The sequence below is a fragment of the Nocardia sp. NBC_00511 genome (assembly GCF_045161165.1).
Lineage (GTDB): Bacteria > Actinomycetota > Actinomycetes > Mycobacteriales > Mycobacteriaceae > Nocardia.
In genome coordinates, this window is sequence record NZ_CP107849.1 from 8,096,891 (window position 1) to 8,114,246 (window position 17,356).

Sequence of the window (17,356 nt, forward strand, 5' to 3'; positions counted from 1 at the left end):
GTGACGAGTTCGATGTGGTCCCGCCGCGTGACCGTCGTCAATGTTGTCACAATCCGTTATCCGAACGTTACAGATTTTCGGATTTCTTTGGAAGACCTCAGAATCTCGCGCCGTTGGCTCGGCGAGTCGCGTTGGCCAGCGGTATTACCCCGATGGCCAGCGACGTTGCAGATGCAAGTGCATTCTTGGTGGCAGTGCCCGCCCTTGAGCGCTGGCACTCCCGTGTATAGAGTGCTAGTTGGCATTCGGTGCGTGCTCGAATGCCGGCTACCGACCTACCTGAGCAGGTGTCCCGGCACCCGCGACGACGGGGCTATGCGCAGGGGTCAGCACGAAGACCGAAACCGTGAGTCCGGGGAACAGCCCCGGGCGACGAAGAATCCCCTGAAAGTGGAGGGCTCAACGTGGCGAGCGTGAACATCAAGCCGCTCGAGGACAAGATCCTCGTCCAGGCCAACGAGGCCGAAACCACCACCGCCTCCGGCCTGGTCATCCCCGACACGGCGAAGGAGAAGCCCCAGGAGGGCACCGTCATCGCCGTCGGCCCCGGCCGCTGGGACGAAGACGGCGAGAAGCGGATCCCGCTGGACGTCAAGGAAGGCGACGTCGTCATCTACAGCAAGTACGGCGGCACCGAGATCAAGTACAACGGCTCCGAGTACCTGATCCTCTCGGCCCGCGACCTGCTGGCTGTCGTCACCAAGTAAGCCGCACGGCAACGTGTTTCCGCCCCGGCGTCGTGCTGGTGATCGGGCCCCCGGCCTGCGCCCGGCCACGACCCGGGGCGGAGTGCGTTCCCCCGGACCTTCACAGGAGTAGGTAAATGCCAAAGCAGATCGAGTTCGACGAGAAGGCTCGCCGGGCCATGGAGCGCGGCGTCGACAAGCTCGCCGACGCCGTCAAGGTCACCCTCGGCCCGCGCGGCCGGCACGTGGTGCTGGCCAAGGCCTTCGGCGGCCCGACCGTCACCAACGACGGCGTGACCATCGCACGCGAGATCGACCTCGAGGACCCGTTCGAGAACCTGGGCGCCCAGCTCGTCAAGAGCGTCGCGACCAAGACCAACGACGTCGCCGGCGATGGCACCACCACCGCCACCGTGCTGGCCCAGGCCCTCATCAAGGGCGGCCTCAAGAACATCGCCGCCGGCGCCAACCCGATGACCCTGGGCAAGGGCATGAGCAAGGCCGCCGAGGCCGTCGGCGCCGCGCTGGCCGCCGCTGCCACCCCGGTCAACGGTGAGAAGGCCATCGCACAGGTCGCCACCGTGTCCTCGCGTGACGAGGAGATCGGCGCCCTGGTCGCCGAGGCGCTGACCAAGGTCGGCAAGGACGGCGTCGTCACCATCGAGGAGTCCTCGGGTCTGCAGACCGAGGTCACCATCACCGAGGGCGTGCAGTTCGACAAGGGCTACCTCTCGCCGTACTTCGTCACCGACCCGGAGACCATGCAGTCGGTCTACGAGGACGCGTGGATCCTGCTGAACCGCGAGAAGATCAGCTCGCTGCCCGACCTGCTGCCGCTGCTCGAGAAGATCGCGGAATCCGGCAAGCCGGTCGTGATCATCGCCGAGGACGTCGACGGCGAAGCGCTCTCCACCCTGGTGGTCAACGCGATCCGCAAGACCCTCAAGGTCGTTGCCGTGAAGGCCCCGTTCTTCGGTGACCGCCGCAAGGCGTTCCTCGACGACCTGGCCATCGTCACCGGCGGCACCGTGGTCAACCCCGACCTGGGCATCACCCTGCGTGAGGCCGACCTCGACGTGCTGGGCAAGGCCCGCCGCATCGTGGTCACCAAGGACGAGACCACCATCGTCGAGGGCGCGGGCACGCAGTCCGACATCGACGGCCGGGTTGCGCAGCTGCGCAAGGAGATCGAGAACACCGACTCCGACTGGGACCGCGAGAAGCTCGAAGAGCGGCTGGCCAAGCTGGCCGGCGGCGTCGCCGTCATCAAGGTCGGCGCGGCCACCGAGACCGAGCTCAAGGAGCGCAAGTACCGCGTCGAGGACGCGGTCGCCTCCGCCAAGGCGGCGGTCGCCGAGGGCATCGTCCCCGGCGGCGGCACCGCGCTGGTGCAGGCCGCGGCCACCCTTGGCGCACTGCGGGATTCGCTCACCGGCGATGAGGCGGCCGGCGTCGAGGTCGTGCGCGTGGCCCTGCTGGCCCCGCTGTACTGGATCGCGAGCAACGCCGGCGTCGACGGCGCGGTCGTGGTCTCCAAGGTCACCGATGGCAAGGACGGCTTCAACGCCGCCACCCTCACCTACGGCGACCTGGTCGCCGAGGGCGTCATCGACCCGGTCAAGGTCACCCGTTCGGCCGTCGAGAACGCCACCTCGGTGGCGCGCATGGTGCTGACCACCGAGTCGGCCATCGTCGAGAAGCCGGCCGACGAGCCGGCCGACGCGCACCACGGCCACTCGCACTGAGCCAGGCCGCTTTTCAGCCCAGCTGAACCCCGAGGCCCCCGGATTCCGATCCGGGGGCCTCGCTGTATCCGAACCGGTCGCGCGTCAGGGGAGAGCGCAGCGGGACAGCAGGGCCTCGGCGTCGGCGGGCGAGAGTTCGCGGATGAGGTCGATGCTGGATCCGAGGGCCTCGTGGATGACGCCGTACATGTTCGCGGGCCGCCAGTTGAAGTGAATCGTTTTGGGGGACACGGTGAGTAGTGGCACGCCGTCGACGGTGGGAAGTTCGGCGGGGGTGCCGGAACCGGGCATGAAGGCGATGCCGGGATAGGCGAAGGCGAAGCGCTGATGGTCGCCGAGGGTGGTGGCGGCTCGATAGTCGGCGGGGGTGAGGTGGTCGTTGCGGGCGTAGCGGACCGCGAGCGGATCCACCGGTTCGGCGCCGAGGTAGCCGGGGCCGGTGTGGCGCAGCAGCGCGTCCTGCAGCAGCGCGTAACAGTGGTAGAGGCGGTCACGGACGCCGATCAGCCGGAATTCGAAGGCGCGCCGGTTGTTCGGGTCCAGCACCAGCAGCGGGGCGTCGTCGTGCAGCGTGAAGACCTCGCGCAGCCAGAACGGCGCCAGGTCCGCGTCCTCGAGTGCCTCGAGCCGGTCCATGATCTCGGGCCGGGCGCGCCAGCGTTTGCGGGTCTCCTTGGAGCGGGCCAGCATGGTCATGGCCGCCGGGATGCTCAACCGGCTTGCGGCCCGGGCCATTTCGTCCGGATCCTCGGCCAGCGTGTTCAGGGTCGCCACCAGCAGGTCCAGGGTGGCGTCGATGGCCGCGCCCGGTTCCGCGCCGTGTTCGACCATGGTTCCGCACATCAGCGCCAGCATGGCGGCGTGGAAGAGATCCGCGCTGCCGCCGATGAGATTGCGCAGCTCGACCACGCCCGCGGTCAGCTCCGCCGCGGAGGTGCCGGACTGCACCCGCTCGACCTCGTCGCGGACCTCCGGCGGTAGCCACAGTCCGGTGCCGTTGCCGATCGACTCGATCTCGAGTGCCGTCGTCGGCTCCGCTACGAATGCGCTCAATGCCCGCAACCGCATGGATTCCCTTCCCCCTGAACCGCGTACGTCCACGGGGCACGGTAACAGCCGTGGCTGTGGCGTTCCGGCGGTCGGGGAACTCAGCGCGGGGTGAGCCAGGTGGGATACAGCGGTTGGGTGATCGGGGGCAGCGGAACCGGGGTGGGTTCGGCGGGCCGCGGTGTCGCCGCCTCGAACGCGGTCAGTCCGCCGATGGCGAGCGTGAGGGCCGCGATGGCGCCGAGCGCCGGTCTGAGATGGCGGCGGGCGAGGTGCAGGAGGGGGCGCATGGCGGGCCGACCTGTTCGTCAGGCGTCATGCGGAGGGCATGACGCGGGATTGCTCTGACGAGCTGATCGGCCGGGCCATCGCGAGGGTTACCGGATGCAGCGCAGGTGCGGACAGAACGGTCGTAGTGAACCGGTCAGGCGACCTGAATTGCAGGCGTGCAAAACAATTCGAGTCAATCGCGCACGGGCTGGTGGTCGGTGCGACCGTTGCCGTGTCGGAGCGTGGTCGAGCGATGGATCGAGGGCGCCGGGTCGGTGGCTATAGCTGCGAGAAGGCGATCGCGGAGGGCGGGCGGGGGCAGAACGCCCACCGCCGATGCGGCCACTGCCAGCGCTTCTCGGGTCTGCTGCACTTCCTGGGTGAAGGCGGCGCGCAGTACCGGATCGTCGGTATTCAGTAGCTCCGCCACTGCGCGCTGATCTTCGTCGCCGATCGATCCGAGCGCGACAGTGTGCGCGAGATCGATCTGGCTTTCGTTCATCTCACGTCACTCCCAAACTTTTCTTGAGTCGTGTCAGTCCATCCCGTATACGGGACTTAACGGTAGGTAACCCTACGCCCAGATACACCGCTACCTCGGCATATGTGCGCCCGCCGAAATAGGCGAGGGAGATGGCTTCGCGTTGCGTTTCCGTCAACGTGGCCAGGCCGGCCAGGACCGCCTGATGCTCGAGCCGTCGTCCGACTTCTTCGGTCACTTCATCGAATTCGTTACCGAGAGTGCTGGTCCCGTACGCAACCTCGCGCAGGGCGTGCGCCTGTTCGGCGCGCACTCGATCGACCGCGCGGCGGTGGGCGAGCGTCATCAACCAGGTGACGGCCGAACCCTTTGCCGGGTCAAAGTTGCCTGCGGTACGCCAGATCTGGAGATAGACCTCCTGTGTGGTCTCCTCCGCGTAGCCCGGATCGTGCAGCACGCGTAGGACGAGCCCGAACACCCGAGCGCTGGTGCGGTCGTACAGCTCGGCGAAGGCCTGCTGATCGGACTCTCCACAACGTTCGAGAAGTGCGGCTAGTTGGAGACTTTCGGTTGCGCGCGCCGTCATCGCAGAGTCAACGCTCGGTGTTTCCACCCGTCCGTCCCTCGAACTCTGGAACGAGTCGCCCTCTGCGGCAGGCGGCCGCGTTGTCACAACGCTCCGTTCTGTGTCATCGGCCACGAGGGTAGCGTGCCGCTATGACCTCCTTTCGGGTGGGGGTATCGGGAAACCGGCTGTGGCACAGCGGTTTTCCGATTTGTACCGAACCTCCGCATTGATGGCAACGGAGACACGCCGGGGTTCACCCGGCGCAACCAGCGTCTTTTGGAACAGTGCCGGTTGTTTGCTAGGCATTCGGCGCACGGAGGGCCGCGGATGGGAGGAATCTCGAGCTCACCCCGCCGCCCGCATCAACGACACCGCTGGTAGACACCCGTCACGCGGGTTTGCTCGGGCGTCCGCCCCGCAGAGATCCCGAACTCGGGCAAACGACCGTCAAGAGGCATGGACGGCGCCGGTCTCCGCCGGCGACCCGATCAGGCCACGGCGCGGCGGCGGTTGCGGCGCGCGTGCAGCTCACGCTCGGTCTCCGACATGCCGCCCCAGATTCCGTAGGGCTCGCTGACCTTCAGGGCGTGGGAACGGCACTGCAGCAGCACCGGGCAGGCTTTGCAGATCTCCTTGGCGCGTAGCTCGCGCTGCGCCCGGGCCCGGCCGCGTTCGCCGTCGGGGTGGAAGAACACCGCGGAGTCCTGACCGCGGCAGGATCCGCGCATCTGCCAATCCCAGACATCGGCGTTCGGACCAGGGAGGTGGGTTGGCATAGGCATGGTGAACTCCTCATGGTGCGAGCTCGTCGGCATTGTCGAGCGGTGCTTGTGGCAAACGGTTGGCCGCATCGCCGGCGTCGGCGATCGCACTCCGCCAGGCCTCGCAATTCAGCGCGACACCGACGTTGGCGATGTCGTACGTTAGGGCGCACAACGAAATAGAGTCAATAGCTTCATTCGACTCGAGTCGAATACCAGGGCATTAGAGAATTAACGTCCTCGCTATGTACAAATCGGACCGACTGTGGTGATACTGTTCGGTTGCCCAGCGGTGAGACCAACCTGTGATAGCCCATCAGACTGGTTGAAATGCCTGGTAGATAGTGATTTTCGAGCTTCGATACCTGTCGTGCGATCTATGCGCGCATCGCGATCAGAGTGATCTCAACCATTGGACATCCGGCGCCGAGTGCGGTAGAGATGGCCACTTCGAGGCCTCCAGGTTAATAGCGCGAAACGGTATACGAATTCCTTACGGGCGTGCTGGTCGATAGCGGCAACAGATTTACGAACTCGAAACACATAGGCCGTTGGGAATGCTGATGGGTAGCTGTCGGGCTGTGCTATGGCAGGTGCCCTCACATGCCCGGCCACTGGTTAGAGTGCGGCTGTGCCTGTGCTCGAAGTGAACTCCGCGCTCGCCGACGCCGCCTTCGGCGCCACGCCCGGCCGCGCTGCCACCGGATTGCCCATCGCGGCCGACGCCGTCGAATCCTGGACCCGCGCCGTCGCGCTCGGTGGTGTCGGACACTATGCCGCCGCCCGCGCCGAACTCCGCCGCGCCCGGCGGCTGAGCAGCGATCCGGTGCTGAGCTCGCTCACCCACAGCACCGAGGGCTCGCTGCGGCGACAACTGGGCTGGCACGCCCGCGCCGCCGTCGACGACGGCCACGCCGCCGCCCTGGTCCTGCCCGCGGCCACCACCGCCGAATCGGGAACCCCGGGCGCGACGCGCGCGGAAATATTTCGTGCGGAAGCAGTTTGCGACGCGTTGACGGGTCTCGCCGCCGACGCCCTCGGTACCTTCCGCCCGGAACTAGCCGCGCGGATGCTGGCTCGTTGCCGAACGCATCTCGACGTTCATCTCCACGGCGTCGAGAGCGCCTGGCGCGCCCGCGTCCGATTGCACTGGGTGAGTGCCGAGACCGCGCTGTCGGCGCCCGGGGCCGGTTTGATCTCCGCCGCGCCCGGCGGCCCGGCCACCGACCCGGCGCTCTCGCATGCCGAGGCGGCCGTCGCGCTCGCGGAAAACTGTCCCTCCCAGCGGCATCGAGTCAAGTCCCGGCTACTGCTGGCGGCCGCCTCCGCGGCGGCCGGTGATCTCGCCCGATCCCGCACTCTCGCAATCGAAGTCGACGAGCTGTGCCGCGAGCACGAACTGCTGCCGCTGCGCTGGGCCTGCGCGATGCTGCGGTCCGGAGTGGACCCGCACGGCTCCGGAGCGGCCGACGCCGCCGAGTGCGCGGGGTTGCTGGCGGCTCGCGGTGGGCGATTGCGTTCGGCGAGCGAGCTTCTGGGCCGTCCCTGAACAGTCCCCGAGACATCCCTGAGTCGTCCCCGAGAGTGACCCCGTAACGACTGCCATCAATGTGCCAGCCGCTATTGTTGGACCGTTCCGCCCCTCCGCGGAAGCACCGGCCCTCCCGCCGACGTGCCACTCGTAACGCCAGGAACAGCTCTGACGATGAACAACACGGGTGAGGAGTTGGATCCCGCTGTCGTCGCTGCCGCAGCGCAGGGCGACCGGGCGGCTCTTTCCCAGGTACTGGAGAGCATCCGCCCACTGGTGGTGCGGTATTGCCGCGCGCGAATCGGGTCGGCCGAACGAGGCCAGCTCTCTGCTGACGATGTCGCGCAGGAGGTATGTCTGGCCGTGATGACCGCCCTCCCTCGCTATCAGGATCAGGGTCGGCCGTTCATGGCCTTCGTGTACGGCATCGCCTCGCACAAGGTCGCAGACGCCCATAGAAATTCCGCCCGTAACAAGGCGGACGCCATGGCCGAAGTACCGGATGTCATATCCACCGACCAGGGGCCGGAGCAGCGAGCTCTCGAATCCGAAACGAGCCGGCAGATGAACGCTCTGCTGGCGACGTTGCCGGAGAAACATCGAGAGATTCTGATCCTGCGCTTGGTTATGGGTTTGTCGGCTGAAGAAACTGCAGTCGCCGTGGGCAGTACGGCGGGTGCTATACGAGTGGCCCAGCACCGGGCACTCGCGAAACTCAAGTCTCAAGTGGCGAGGGCAGGTGAAATGTATGGCTAGGGATGGCGAGCGCGGTCGGGGCGACTTCAAGGCGCGACCTGGATCGCAGAACAGCGGTCCCTACGCCGAGGCGTCCGGTGATTCCGGGCCGGTGGATATCGCCGCGGTTCGCCGCGACGATGCGCTGATCGACGCCATCTCCGGTGACGGTCCCGTGCAGACGGGCGATTCGGAGGAATATCAGCTCGCGGCACTACTGGCGAACTGGCGTGCGGAGATCGTGGCCGAGCCGATGCCGGCCGGACCGGACCTGGATGCCATTGTCGCCGCGGTCAATCAGGAGATAGGCGCCCGGCAAGCGCGGATCGGGGCCTCGTCCCGCGGGCGACTACGGCTGGTGCGTCCGCTGCTGGGCGCGGCTGCGGCGATGGCTCTGGTCATCGGAGGTCTGACGGCGTTCTCGTACAACGCGAGCCCGGGAGACCCGCTGTGGAAGATGAAGGAGGTCGTGTTCAGTGAACAGGCCCAATCCACGGTGGTCTCGCAGGCGAGCAGTGATATCGATCAGGCTCAGCAGCTGATCGCGGCGGGCAAGCCGGAGGAGGCCAAGGCTGTCATGCAGCGGGCCGCCGACAGCGCCGGGCAGGTCAACGACACCACCAAGAAGAACGATCTGATCGATCGCTGGCAGCAGGCGCTGACCCAGTTGCAGGCGGTCGCTCCGACGGTGGCCAACGGTATGGACAAGTTGGTTCCGACCACGACGCCCAAGGTGCCGACGACTGTTCCGACAGCCGCCACGACGCCCGGTGAGAACCCGACGGTGACGGTGAACCCGAACCCGAACCCGACGATTCTGGGCACGCCGGTGGAGCCGGACGTGAATCCGACCACGCCGGGCGGGATTTCGCAGCTGCCGACGGTGCCGCCGGTGACTTCGGTACCGGTGCAACCACCTTCGACGGAGCCGGTGCAGCCGACTGCGCCGACGGTCGGTGGCAGCACCTCGACGGCGTCGCTGCCGACCGGTGGCAACACCGGCGGCGGCACGAATCCCGGTGGCGGGCACGAACAGCCGCAGCCGCCGGTGGAGAAGTCACAGCCGCCGGTCGTGGTGCCCACCACCATCGCGGTGCCGCCCCCGGCTTCGATCGTTCCGCCGGTCGTTCCCGTCGTCCCGGGAGTGCACTGAGGACGTCCTCGGTGACGTTCGCCGGAAAGTGGTCCGGCGCACAGGTTCCAACGCGGTATCGAACGAATAGAGGCCCGCATCTCGTGAGATGTGGGCCTCTATTCGTTATTGCGTTGTCCGGGGTGTTGCGTTGTTCAGACGTCGAATCCGTCGAACCCGTCGCCGTGCAACGCCTCGTTCATCGAAGCGTCGGCGTAGCCGCGGCAGTAATCCCAGGTGACGTACGCCTCGGGAGTCGGGTCGTAGGCGGGCTCGTGCGGCCGCACCGTACCGTCCACCAGTAGCTGGAGGAGGTTGGCGCGCAACATGTCCCAGTCGTGGTAGTGATCCTGTCGACAGTCCTCGCAGCTGACCACGAGACCGCGGATACCGCGGTGGGCCAGCAGTGCCTCATATACCGCGAGGTCGGCGAGATCCTCTTCGACCGCTAGGCGCTCGTGAGGATCCAGCGGTTCCCCCGGCTCGATGGCATCGAGCGCGGCCGACGGGTCGGAGGGGTCTCCGGCGAATGGATCCGGCGGCAAGCCAGGTGGTAGATGGTCACGCACAGTCCCACGGTACGCAGAACCACCCCATGTGCGCCAGCGCTGAAGGGGATTTGCCCTCACTTCGCTGGTGGTACAGCGCACAGTGATGTCGTGGCAGGCGACACAGTAATGGCATAGCCGACAAACCGCAGCGGTGATGGCCTCGGCCACTCCGTTTTACCGGCGCGGCGAACCGCCGATCACCGGCATACCGAACAGCGGATTACGCGCGTCGCGAACAAGCCCGGGAGAAGGCGGAGGGCGGATCCAACGCGACCCGCGAGACCGATACCATGGTTGACCAAAGGCCGGGTAGCAAACGCCGGCATTGCCATTCATTCACGCGTCCACCGGTGCCAGGTCCGGCGGGCGTTGCCGAGGTCCAGGAGGGGTCGATCCGAATGAGCAGTCCCGTGACGGGCGGAGACGATCCGAACAAGATCGCGATGCTCGGTCTCACCTTCGACGATGTGCTGCTGCTTCCCGCAGCTTCGGACCTGATTCCCAGCTCCGTCGACACCACGAGCCGCCTGACCCGCGACATCTCGCTGCGCACCCCGCTGGTGAGTTCCGCGATGGACACCGTCACCGAGGCGCGGATGGCGATCGCCATGGCGCGCGCGGGCGGAATGGGTGTGCTGCACCGCAATCTGTCGGTGGAGGCGCAGGCCGCGCAGGCCGAGACCGTGAAGCGGTCCGAGGCGGGCATGGTGACCGATCCGGTCACCTGTCGCCCCGACGACACCCTGGCCGAGGTCGACGCCATGTGCGCGCGCTTCCGCATCTCCGGTCTGCCGGTGGTGGACGAGCGCGGCATGTTGATCGGCATCATCACCAACCGCGATATGCGCTTCGAGGTCGACCAGGATCGCCGGGTCGCCGAGATCATGACCCCGGCGCCGCTGATCACCGCCCAGGAGGGCGTGACCGCGGAGGCCGCGCTGGGTCTGCTGCGTCGCCACAAGATCGAGAAGCTGCCGATCGTGGACGGCAGCGGCAAGCTGCGCGGCCTGATCACGGTCAAGGACTTCGTCAAGACCGAGCAGTACCCGAACGCCACCAAGGACCGTGACGGGCGACTGCTCGTCGGTGCGGCCGTCGGTGTCGGCGAGGACGCCTGGACCCGTGCCATGACGCTGGCCGATGTCGGCGTGGACGTGCTGATCGTGGACACCGCGCACGGGCATCAGGCGGGCGTGCTGCAGATGGTCGCCAAGGTCAAGGCCGAGGTCGGCGACCGGGTGCAGATCATCGGCGGCAATATCGCCACCCGCGCCGGTGCGCTGGCGCTGGTCGAAGCCGGTGTGGACGCCGTGAAGGTGGGCGTCGGTCCCGGTTCCATCTGTACTACCCGGGTGGTCGCCGGTGTCGGCGCACCGCAGATCACCGCGATCCTGGAGGCCAACGCCGCGTGCGCGCCGCTCGGGGTGCCGGTGATCGCCGACGGTGGCGTGCAGTACTCCGGTGATATCGCCAAGGCGATCGCCGCGGGCGCTTCGACCGTGATGCTGGGTTCGCTGCTGGCCGGTACCGCCGAGTCGCCGGGGGATCTGATCCTGGTGGGCGGCAAGCAGTTCAAGAGCTACCGCGGCATGGGTTCGCTGGGCGCCATGCAGGGTCGTGGTGAGGCCAAGTCCTACTCCAAGGACCGCTACTTCCAGGACGACGTGCTCTCGGAGAAGAAGCTGGTGCCCGAGGGCATCGAGGGCCGGGTGCCGTTCCGGGGTCCGCTGGACCAGGTGATCCACCAGCTGGTGGGCGGTCTGCGCGCGGCCATGGGTTACACCGGCGCGCAGTCCATTCCGGATCTGCAGGCCGCGCAGTTCGTGCAGATCACGGCGGCGGGTCTGAAGGAGTCGCACCCGCACGACATCACGATGACCGTCGAAGCCCCGAATTACACCACCCGCGCCTGACGAACAAAGACATTGGCAAACGCCCGATGGTTCGCGGCGCGTCTCGTTCTGGACTGAGTGGAGCGGGGGAGCGTAGCGGAGGAGCGGAGGGAGGGAAGAACGAGACCTCCAGCGCCGCGAACCCGCCCGGAGCGGAGCGGAGGGCAATCAAACACAGGAGGACTGACGATGCGCGATATGGTCGAGATCGGCATGGGCCGTACGGCTCGGCGTACCTACGAGCTGGACGATATCGACATCGTGCCCTCGCGGCGGACCCGTTCGTCCAAGCAGGTGTCGGTGGCCTGGCAGTTGGACGCCTACCGGTTCGAGATCCCGTTCCTGGCGCATCCGACCGACGCGCTGGTCTCCCCGCAGTTCGCGATCGAGCTGGGCAAGGCCGGTGGCCTGGGTGTCATCAACGGTGAGGGGCTGTGGGCCCGGCACGCCGATGTCGACGCCAAGGTGCAGCGGCTGACCGAGGTCGCGGAGAAGGAAGGCACCGAGGCCGCCGTCGCGCTGCTGCAGGAGTTGCACGCCGCGCCGATGCAGCCGGATCTGCTGGCCGCCGCGGTCGCGCAGGTGCGGGCCGCCGGTGTCACCACCGCGGTGCGGGTCAGCCCGCAGAACGCGCGCGCTCTCACTCCGGCGCTGGTGCAGGCGGGAGTCGACCTGCTGGTCGTGCACGGCACCATCATCTCCGCCGAGCATGTCGGTGACGGAGAACCGTTGAACCTCAAGACCTTCATCGCCGAACTGGACGTGCCGGTGGTGGCGGGCGGCGTGTCCGATCACCGCACCGCGCTGCACCTGATGCGCACCGGTGCGGCCGGTGTCATCGTCGGCTACGGCTCGATGCAGGGCGCGACCACCACCAACGAGGTGCTCGGCATCGGCGTGCCGATGGCCACCGCGATCGCCGACGCCGCGGCCGCGCGCCGCGACTACCTGGACGAGACCGGCGGCCGCTACGTGCACGTCATCGCCGACGGCGAGACGCTGACCTCCGGCCATATCGCCAAGGCCATCGCCTGCGGTGCCGACGCGGTGATGCTGGGTGTGCCGCTGAGCATGGCGCGCGAGACCCCGGGCAGCGGCTGGTACTGGCCGTCGGCGGCCGCGCACCCGTCGGTGCCGCGCGGTGCGATGCTGCCGTACGCGATCGACGAGGAGCGGGTCCCGCTCGATCAGGTCCTCAACGGTCCCTCCAACGATCCGTTCGGTTCGCTGAATCTGGTTGGCGGCCTGCGTCGTGCGATGGCCAAGACCGGTTACTGCGATCTCAAGGAATTCCAGAAGGTCGGGCTCAACGTCCGCGGCTAGGTTTCCCGGACCGTGAGGTCCGCTGTGCTCGCGCCCTTGCGCACTCGTCGAGTGGGCAAGGGCGCGAGTCGTTTCCGGGCATTTCGGTCAGCGGGGGAGTGATCGGACCGTGCGCTGCGACGGGGTACGGGACTCGGGGACCACGTGATCGTGCAGGAAGTCGCGGATGGCGGTGTTGACCGCCACCGGGTGCGTCATGTTCGCGGTCTGGCGCGCGCCCTCGATTTCCACGTAGCGCGCGGTGGGCAGACCCTCGGCCAGTTGGCGGGCGTGGGCGTGCGGGATGCTCGACCGGGTGGGGTGGATAACCAGTGCGGGGCAGGTGATTTCGGATAGTCGGGCCAGGATCGAGTCGCGGCCGAGCAGTGCGCCCGCGGCCACCTCGGTGCCGTGCGGATCGCGTTCGAGCCAGCGTTTCACCCAGACCGAGCGGTACCAGTCGTCATCGCCGATGAGGCGGCGGGCCAGGTGTTCGGCCAGCATCGGGCGCGGGCCGTCTTCGTGCCATTTGTCCAGAAACTTTCGGGCATTGGCGAGTTCGGCGGGCGTCGGCTCGTGCGCCTCGCTGCTGATCAGCACGAGTGCGGCGACCCGGTCCGGCGCGAGCAACGCGGCGCGCAGCGCGATGTAGCCGCCCTGCGAAATCCCGCCCACCACGGCACGTTCCACGCCCAGCTGATCCAATACGGTCAGCGCGTCCCGGGCGGAGGTCCAGTAGGTGAACGGCAGCCCCTCGTCGCGAGTGCTGCCGTGCCCGCGCGCATCCCAGGTCACCATCCGGAACTCCGGTGTCAGCGCCGTCTGCTGCGACGCGAACATCGTTCGGTCCATGAGGAATTCGTGACCCAGAAGCACAACCGGACCTTCGCCTCCGCTGTCCTCGTAGTGGATCTCGGCATCGATCGCACGGGCGAATGGCACGAGTTAGAGAATAGCCAGCGGCCCCGACAAATTACGTTGGTTTCCCCGGGCCGGTACACCTGGTGTCAGTGCCAGGTGAGGCGCGGGGAGGCGGGGGAGTTGTGACAGGCATCGCTTACTAGACTGTGCCAGTGGCAGAAACCCAGCGACCAGTCCTTGTTGTCGACTTCGGTGCGCAGTACGCGCAGTTGATCGCGCGCCGGGTGCGCGAAGCGAGCGTGTACTCGGAGGTGGTGCCGCACACCATCACCGTGGAGGAGATCGCCGAGAAGCAGCCGGTGGCGGTGATTCTGTCCGGCGGGCCCAGCAGTGTGTATGCCGAGGGCGCACCGCAGTTGGATGCGCGCCTCTTCGATCTCGATGTGCCGGTGTTCGGTATCTGCTACGGCTTCCAGGCCATGGCGCAGGCGCTGGGCGGCACGGTGACGCACACCGGGACTCGCGAGTACGGGCGCACCGAGCTCAGTGTCGACGGCGGCATTCTGCACGGCGGACTGCCGACCCGGCAGCCGGTGTGGATGAGCCACGGTGACGCGGTCACCGACGCCCCGGCCGGATTCGAGGTGACCGCGACCTCCACCGGCGCACCGGTCGCCGCGTTCGAGAACCGGGCCCGCAAGCTCGCGGGTGTGCAGTACCACCCGGAGGTGCTGCATTCGCCGCACGGCCAGCAGGTGCTGAGCCGGTTCCTGCACGAGATCGCCGGGATTCCGGGCGCGTGGACGCCCGCCAATATCGCCGAGGCGCTGATCAGCCAGGTGCGCGAGCAGGTCGGTGACGGCCACGCCATCTGTGGTCTGTCCGGCGGCGTGGATTCCGCGGTCGCGGCGGCACTGGTGCAGCGGGCCATCGGCGACAAGCTGACCTGTGTGTTCGTCGACCACGGTCTGCTGCGCGCGGGTGAGCGCGAGCAGGTGCAGCGTGATTTCGTGGCCGCGACCGGCGCCAAGCTGGTGACCGTCGACGCGGTCGACAAGTTCCTGGGCGAGCTGAAGGGCGTCAGCGACCCGGAGGAGAAGCGCAAGATCATCGGCCGCGAGTTCATCCGGTCGTTCGAGGACGCGGTCTCCGAGGTGGTCGGCGAACAGGGCGAGACCAAGGTCGAATACCTGGTTCAGGGCACCCTCTACCCGGACGTCGTCGAGTCCGGTGGCGGTGCGGGTACCGCGAACATCAAGAGCCACCACAATGTCGGCGGCCTGCCGGACGACCTGGAGTTCAGCCTGGTCGAGCCGCTGCGGCTGCTGTTCAAGGACGAGGTCCGCGCGGTCGGCCGCGAACTCGGGCTGCCCGAGGAAATCGTTGCGCGCCAGCCGTTCCCGGGTCCGGGTCTGGCCATCCGCATTGTCGGCGAGGTGACCGGGGAGCGCCTGGAGCTGCTGCGTCAGGCCGATGCCATCGCGCGTGAGGAGCTCACCGCCGCCGGTCTGGACAAGCAGATCTGGCAGTGCCCCGTGGTGCTGCTGGCCGATGTCCGCAGTGTCGGCGTGCAGGGCGACGGCCGCACCTACGGTCATCCGATCGTGCTGCGCCCGGTGTCCAGCGAGGACGCCATGACCGCCGACTGGACGCGCCTGCCCTACGAAGTGCTGGAACGCATTTCGACCCGCATCACCAACGAGGTGCCGGACGTCAACCGGGTCGTGCTCGATGTGACCAGCAAGCCGCCGGGCACGATCGAGTGGGAGTAGTTCCCTGACATGACGAAGGCCCCGCACCTCGAAAGGTGCGGGGCCTTCGGCCTTCTCGGAGGGCAGTCCTCGAAGGGTGCGTCGCCTCCGGCGAGGGTGGGGGCGACGCGATTTCGGTCAGTCTCTGTTTTTCTTGGGACTCAGCACCAGGATCACGCCGACCACGATGGCGGAGATCACCACGATCCAGCCGAGGGACAGGCCCTCCGACACCGGCCAGGAGTGCGGGCCGATGAAGGCCCAGACGCTCACTGCCAGGCCGAGTGTTCCGGCCAGTAGCAGGGAGAACGAGGGGCGACGCTTCTTGTCCGTTTTCTCAGCCATGCTTCACCTCCGCGTTTCCCATCTGGACGTCGACGGTCAGGTCCAGGACCGGACCCGTTGCGGGACCGGAGATCCCATTGACGCAGTTCGAATCACCCATGCGGACATCGCAGGTGGTGTTGACCCGCAGGTTGGGCGGCAGCATCACGCGGGCGTCGCCCATCCGCACCGACACCTTGACTGCGCGGTTCTCGGTGAGTTGCAGGCCGCGCAGGTCGAGGGTGCCCGAGCCCATGGTGACGTGGTATTCCGGCTGTAGTTCGGTCGCGGTGGCCGCGGTCCAGGTGTGATCGCCCATGGCGCCCTTGTCGAATTGGATCGGGCCGACCAGCGAGGCCAGGATGACGAATCCGGCCAGCGGGGCGAGCAGCAGCATGAGGCCGTGGCCGCGCCGTAGGAACGCGCCGATGATCAGGCCGATCGCGATGACGGCCAGCGCGGCGGCGCCGATGCGGGCCGGGCTCATCCAGTCCACGCCCGAGGCGGCGACCGAACCGGCGGCCGCAGCGGCCAGGATGGCGAAACCGATGGTCACCGCGGTCAGCCGGGAGCGCGGACGACGCTCGGGCGTCGGTGCGACGGTCTGCTGCGGGGCCGCATACGGTTCCGGCAGATCCCAGGCCAGCGGGGATACGCCGAACGGATCCCAGCCGGGCGGGGTGGGGCCGAACTCCGGGGAGATCGGGGCCGGGCCGTAGCCGGTGCGGGGTCGGTCGTTGGCGGGCGGGATGCGATGCAGCACACGGGGTTCGACGAGATCATCGGCGGCGGGCGGGCCGTCGGTCCCCGGGGTCTCGGCCGAGGCGGTGCCCTCGGCGGCCGCCTTGTCCAGGTTCACCGGTGAGCTGTCGGAATCACCTGAGCCCGAGGCGGATTCGGTCTTGTGCAATACGACGGTGTCGTTGTCGGCGGGCGCGGCGTCCGGCCTGTGCAGTACGGCGGTGGCGTCATCGACCGGAAGCTGCTGTGCGGTAGCCGATTCCGTACCCAGCACCTCGGTGGCGGCCTCGGTCGTCGACTGCGACATATGCTGTGCGGCAAAGGATTCCGTCGGTCGCTCGTCGCCGGAGAATTGCTGCTGCGCGGGTTCGTAGTGGTCCGGGAGGGTGGTGTACGGCCCGTAGGTCTCGAAGGTGACCGCGTTGCCGGGGACTCCGGTCCAGTACGAGTTGGTGGTGCCCGGGTAGCCGGTGTTGAGGAAGCTGTCCCCGCCGGTCTGTTCCAGGTATCCGGCCGGTGGTTGCGGCTGCCGCTGGTAGAGCAGCCACCAGCCGGCGAGCATCAGCCCGAAGCTGAGCACTCCGGACCCGCCGAGTCCGACGCCGACGGGGCCGACCGTGGTGACGGCGATGCCGAGCGCCACCAGCAGCACGATGGTCTTGGACGAGGTCTGCGAGGACTGGCCGCGCCCGAACAGCGATTCCGCCGCCGAGGATTGGTCGCCGGTCTGGTTCAGCAGCAGCCAGCTCAGCAGGTAGAGCACGATGCCCGCCCCGCCGAACAGCGCCGACACCACGAACGCCACCCGCACCAGCACCGGGTCCACGTTGTATCGTCGCCCGAACCCGGCGGCCACGCCCGCCAGCGGTCCGTTCTTGGGGAAGCGGGCCGGCCGCGAGGCCCACAGATCGTGAAGCTGATCCGAGAAGCCGGCACGCCCGGCGCTCCTGGACCAGTCGCTCGTTCTCGTCATGTGTC

The 17,356-nt window shown here is 67.7% G+C and carries 17 protein-coding genes; 8 read left to right on the top strand and 9 right to left on the bottom strand.

All coding sequences use genetic code 11. The features are described from left to right. Nucleotides 1-404 precede the first annotated feature (404 nt). Nucleotides 405-707, top strand: a complete 303-nt coding sequence (gene groES, locus OG300_RS37475) for a co-chaperone GroES (protein ID WP_033086015.1) — start codon at nt 405-407, stop codon at nt 705-707. 116 nt (nt 708-823) lie between these two features. Next, nucleotides 824-2,431, top strand: a complete 1,608-nt coding sequence (gene groL / locus OG300_RS37480; protein ID WP_405489382.1) for a chaperonin GroEL — start codon at nt 824-826, stop codon at nt 2,429-2,431. Between the two features lie 84 nt (nt 2,432-2,515). Here the strand turns inward: groL and OG300_RS37485 are convergent, their stop codons facing one another. The 5 genes from OG300_RS37485 to OG300_RS37505 form a co-directional block, all read right to left on the bottom strand. Next, nucleotides 2,516-3,484 (bottom strand): hypothetical protein, encoded by a 969-nt coding sequence (locus OG300_RS37485; RefSeq protein ID WP_405489384.1) that lies wholly within the window; start codon nt 3,482-3,484, stop codon nt 2,516-2,518. 95 nt (nt 3,485-3,579) lie between these two features. Next, nucleotides 3,580-3,768 (bottom strand): hypothetical protein, encoded by a 189-nt coding sequence (locus tag OG300_RS37490; protein WP_405489386.1) that lies wholly within the window; start codon nt 3,766-3,768, stop codon nt 3,580-3,582. Between the two features lie 173 nt (nt 3,769-3,941). Beyond that, a complete protein-coding gene (locus OG300_RS37495; protein WP_405489388.1) occupies nt 3,942-4,250 on the bottom strand; it encodes an RskA family anti-sigma factor in 309 nt (102 codons plus the stop codon). Between the two features lies 1 nt (nt 4,251). Further along, nucleotides 4,252-4,815 (bottom strand): sigma-70 family RNA polymerase sigma factor, encoded by a 564-nt coding sequence (locus OG300_RS37500; RefSeq protein WP_405498821.1) that lies wholly within the window; start codon nt 4,813-4,815, stop codon nt 4,252-4,254. A gap of 470 nt (nt 4,816-5,285) precedes the next feature. Then, nucleotides 5,286-5,579, bottom strand: a complete 294-nt coding sequence (locus tag OG300_RS37505; RefSeq protein WP_405489390.1) for a WhiB family transcriptional regulator — start codon at nt 5,577-5,579, stop codon at nt 5,286-5,288. 610 nt (nt 5,580-6,189) lie between these two features. On the opposite strand from OG300_RS37505, the gene OG300_RS37510 reads away from it, so the two are divergent. The 3 genes from OG300_RS37510 (at nt 6,190) to OG300_RS37520 (ending at nt 8,977) form a co-directional block, all read left to right on the top strand. After that, nucleotides 6,190-7,107, top strand: coding sequence for a hypothetical protein (locus OG300_RS37510; protein WP_405489392.1), 918 nt, complete (start codon nt 6,190-6,192; stop codon nt 7,105-7,107). A gap of 156 nt (nt 7,108-7,263) precedes the next feature. Next, a complete protein-coding gene (locus tag OG300_RS37515; protein WP_405489394.1) occupies nt 7,264-7,845 on the top strand; it encodes a sigma-70 family RNA polymerase sigma factor in 582 nt (193 codons plus the stop codon). Beyond that, nucleotides 7,838-8,977, top strand: coding sequence for an anti-sigma-D factor RsdA (locus tag OG300_RS37520; protein ID WP_405489396.1), 1,140 nt, complete (start codon nt 7,838-7,840; stop codon nt 8,975-8,977). The genes OG300_RS37515 and OG300_RS37520 overlap by 8 nt, the downstream gene beginning before the upstream one ends. Nucleotides 8,978-9,111: 134 nt before the next feature. On the opposite strand, the gene OG300_RS37525 is transcribed toward OG300_RS37520, so the two are convergent. After that, nucleotides 9,112-9,525: a DUF5319 domain-containing protein gene (locus OG300_RS37525; RefSeq protein ID WP_029923780.1), complete on the bottom strand. Its 414-nt coding sequence runs from the start codon at nt 9,523-9,525 to the stop codon at nt 9,112-9,114. A gap of 380 nt (nt 9,526-9,905) precedes the next feature. Here OG300_RS37525 and guaB point away from each other — a divergent pair, with 380 nt between their 5' ends. Further along, the gene (gene guaB / locus OG300_RS37530) at nt 9,906-11,420 is read left to right on the top strand and encodes an IMP dehydrogenase (protein WP_405489398.1); all 1,515 of its coding nucleotides are present in this window, start codon (nt 9,906-9,908) and stop codon (nt 11,418-11,420) included. Between the two features lie 168 nt (nt 11,421-11,588). After that, nucleotides 11,589-12,722: a GuaB3 family IMP dehydrogenase-related protein gene (locus tag OG300_RS37535; RefSeq protein ID WP_405489400.1), complete on the top strand. Its 1,134-nt coding sequence runs from the start codon at nt 11,589-11,591 to the stop codon at nt 12,720-12,722. An 87-nt stretch (nt 12,723-12,809) separates the two neighbouring features. Here OG300_RS37535 and OG300_RS37540 read toward each other — a convergent pair whose 3' ends face one another. Continuing rightward, on the bottom strand, nt 12,810-13,643 hold the full coding sequence (locus tag OG300_RS37540; protein WP_405489402.1) for an alpha/beta fold hydrolase: 834 nt from the start codon (nt 13,641-13,643) through the stop codon (nt 12,810-12,812). Nucleotides 13,644-13,768: 125 nt separating this feature from the next. On the opposite strand from OG300_RS37540, the gene guaA reads away from it, so the two are divergent. Further along, on the top strand, nt 13,769-15,334 hold the full coding sequence (gene guaA / locus OG300_RS37545; protein ID WP_405489404.1) for a glutamine-hydrolyzing GMP synthase: 1,566 nt from the start codon (nt 13,769-13,771) through the stop codon (nt 15,332-15,334). 117 nt (nt 15,335-15,451) lie between these two features. Here guaA and OG300_RS37550 read toward each other — a convergent pair whose 3' ends face one another. Continuing rightward, complete coding sequence (locus OG300_RS37550; protein WP_405489406.1) at nt 15,452-15,658, bottom strand: hypothetical protein; 207 nt, start codon at nt 15,656-15,658, stop codon at nt 15,452-15,454. Next, nucleotides 15,651-17,351 carry a PspC domain-containing protein gene (locus tag OG300_RS37555; RefSeq protein ID WP_405489408.1) on the bottom strand — a complete coding sequence of 567 codons (1,701 nt, stop codon included), beginning with the start codon at nt 17,349-17,351 and terminating at the stop codon, nt 15,651-15,653. Before OG300_RS37555 ends, OG300_RS37550 begins: the two co-directional genes overlap by 8 nt. Nucleotides 17,352-17,356: the final 5 nt, after the last annotated feature.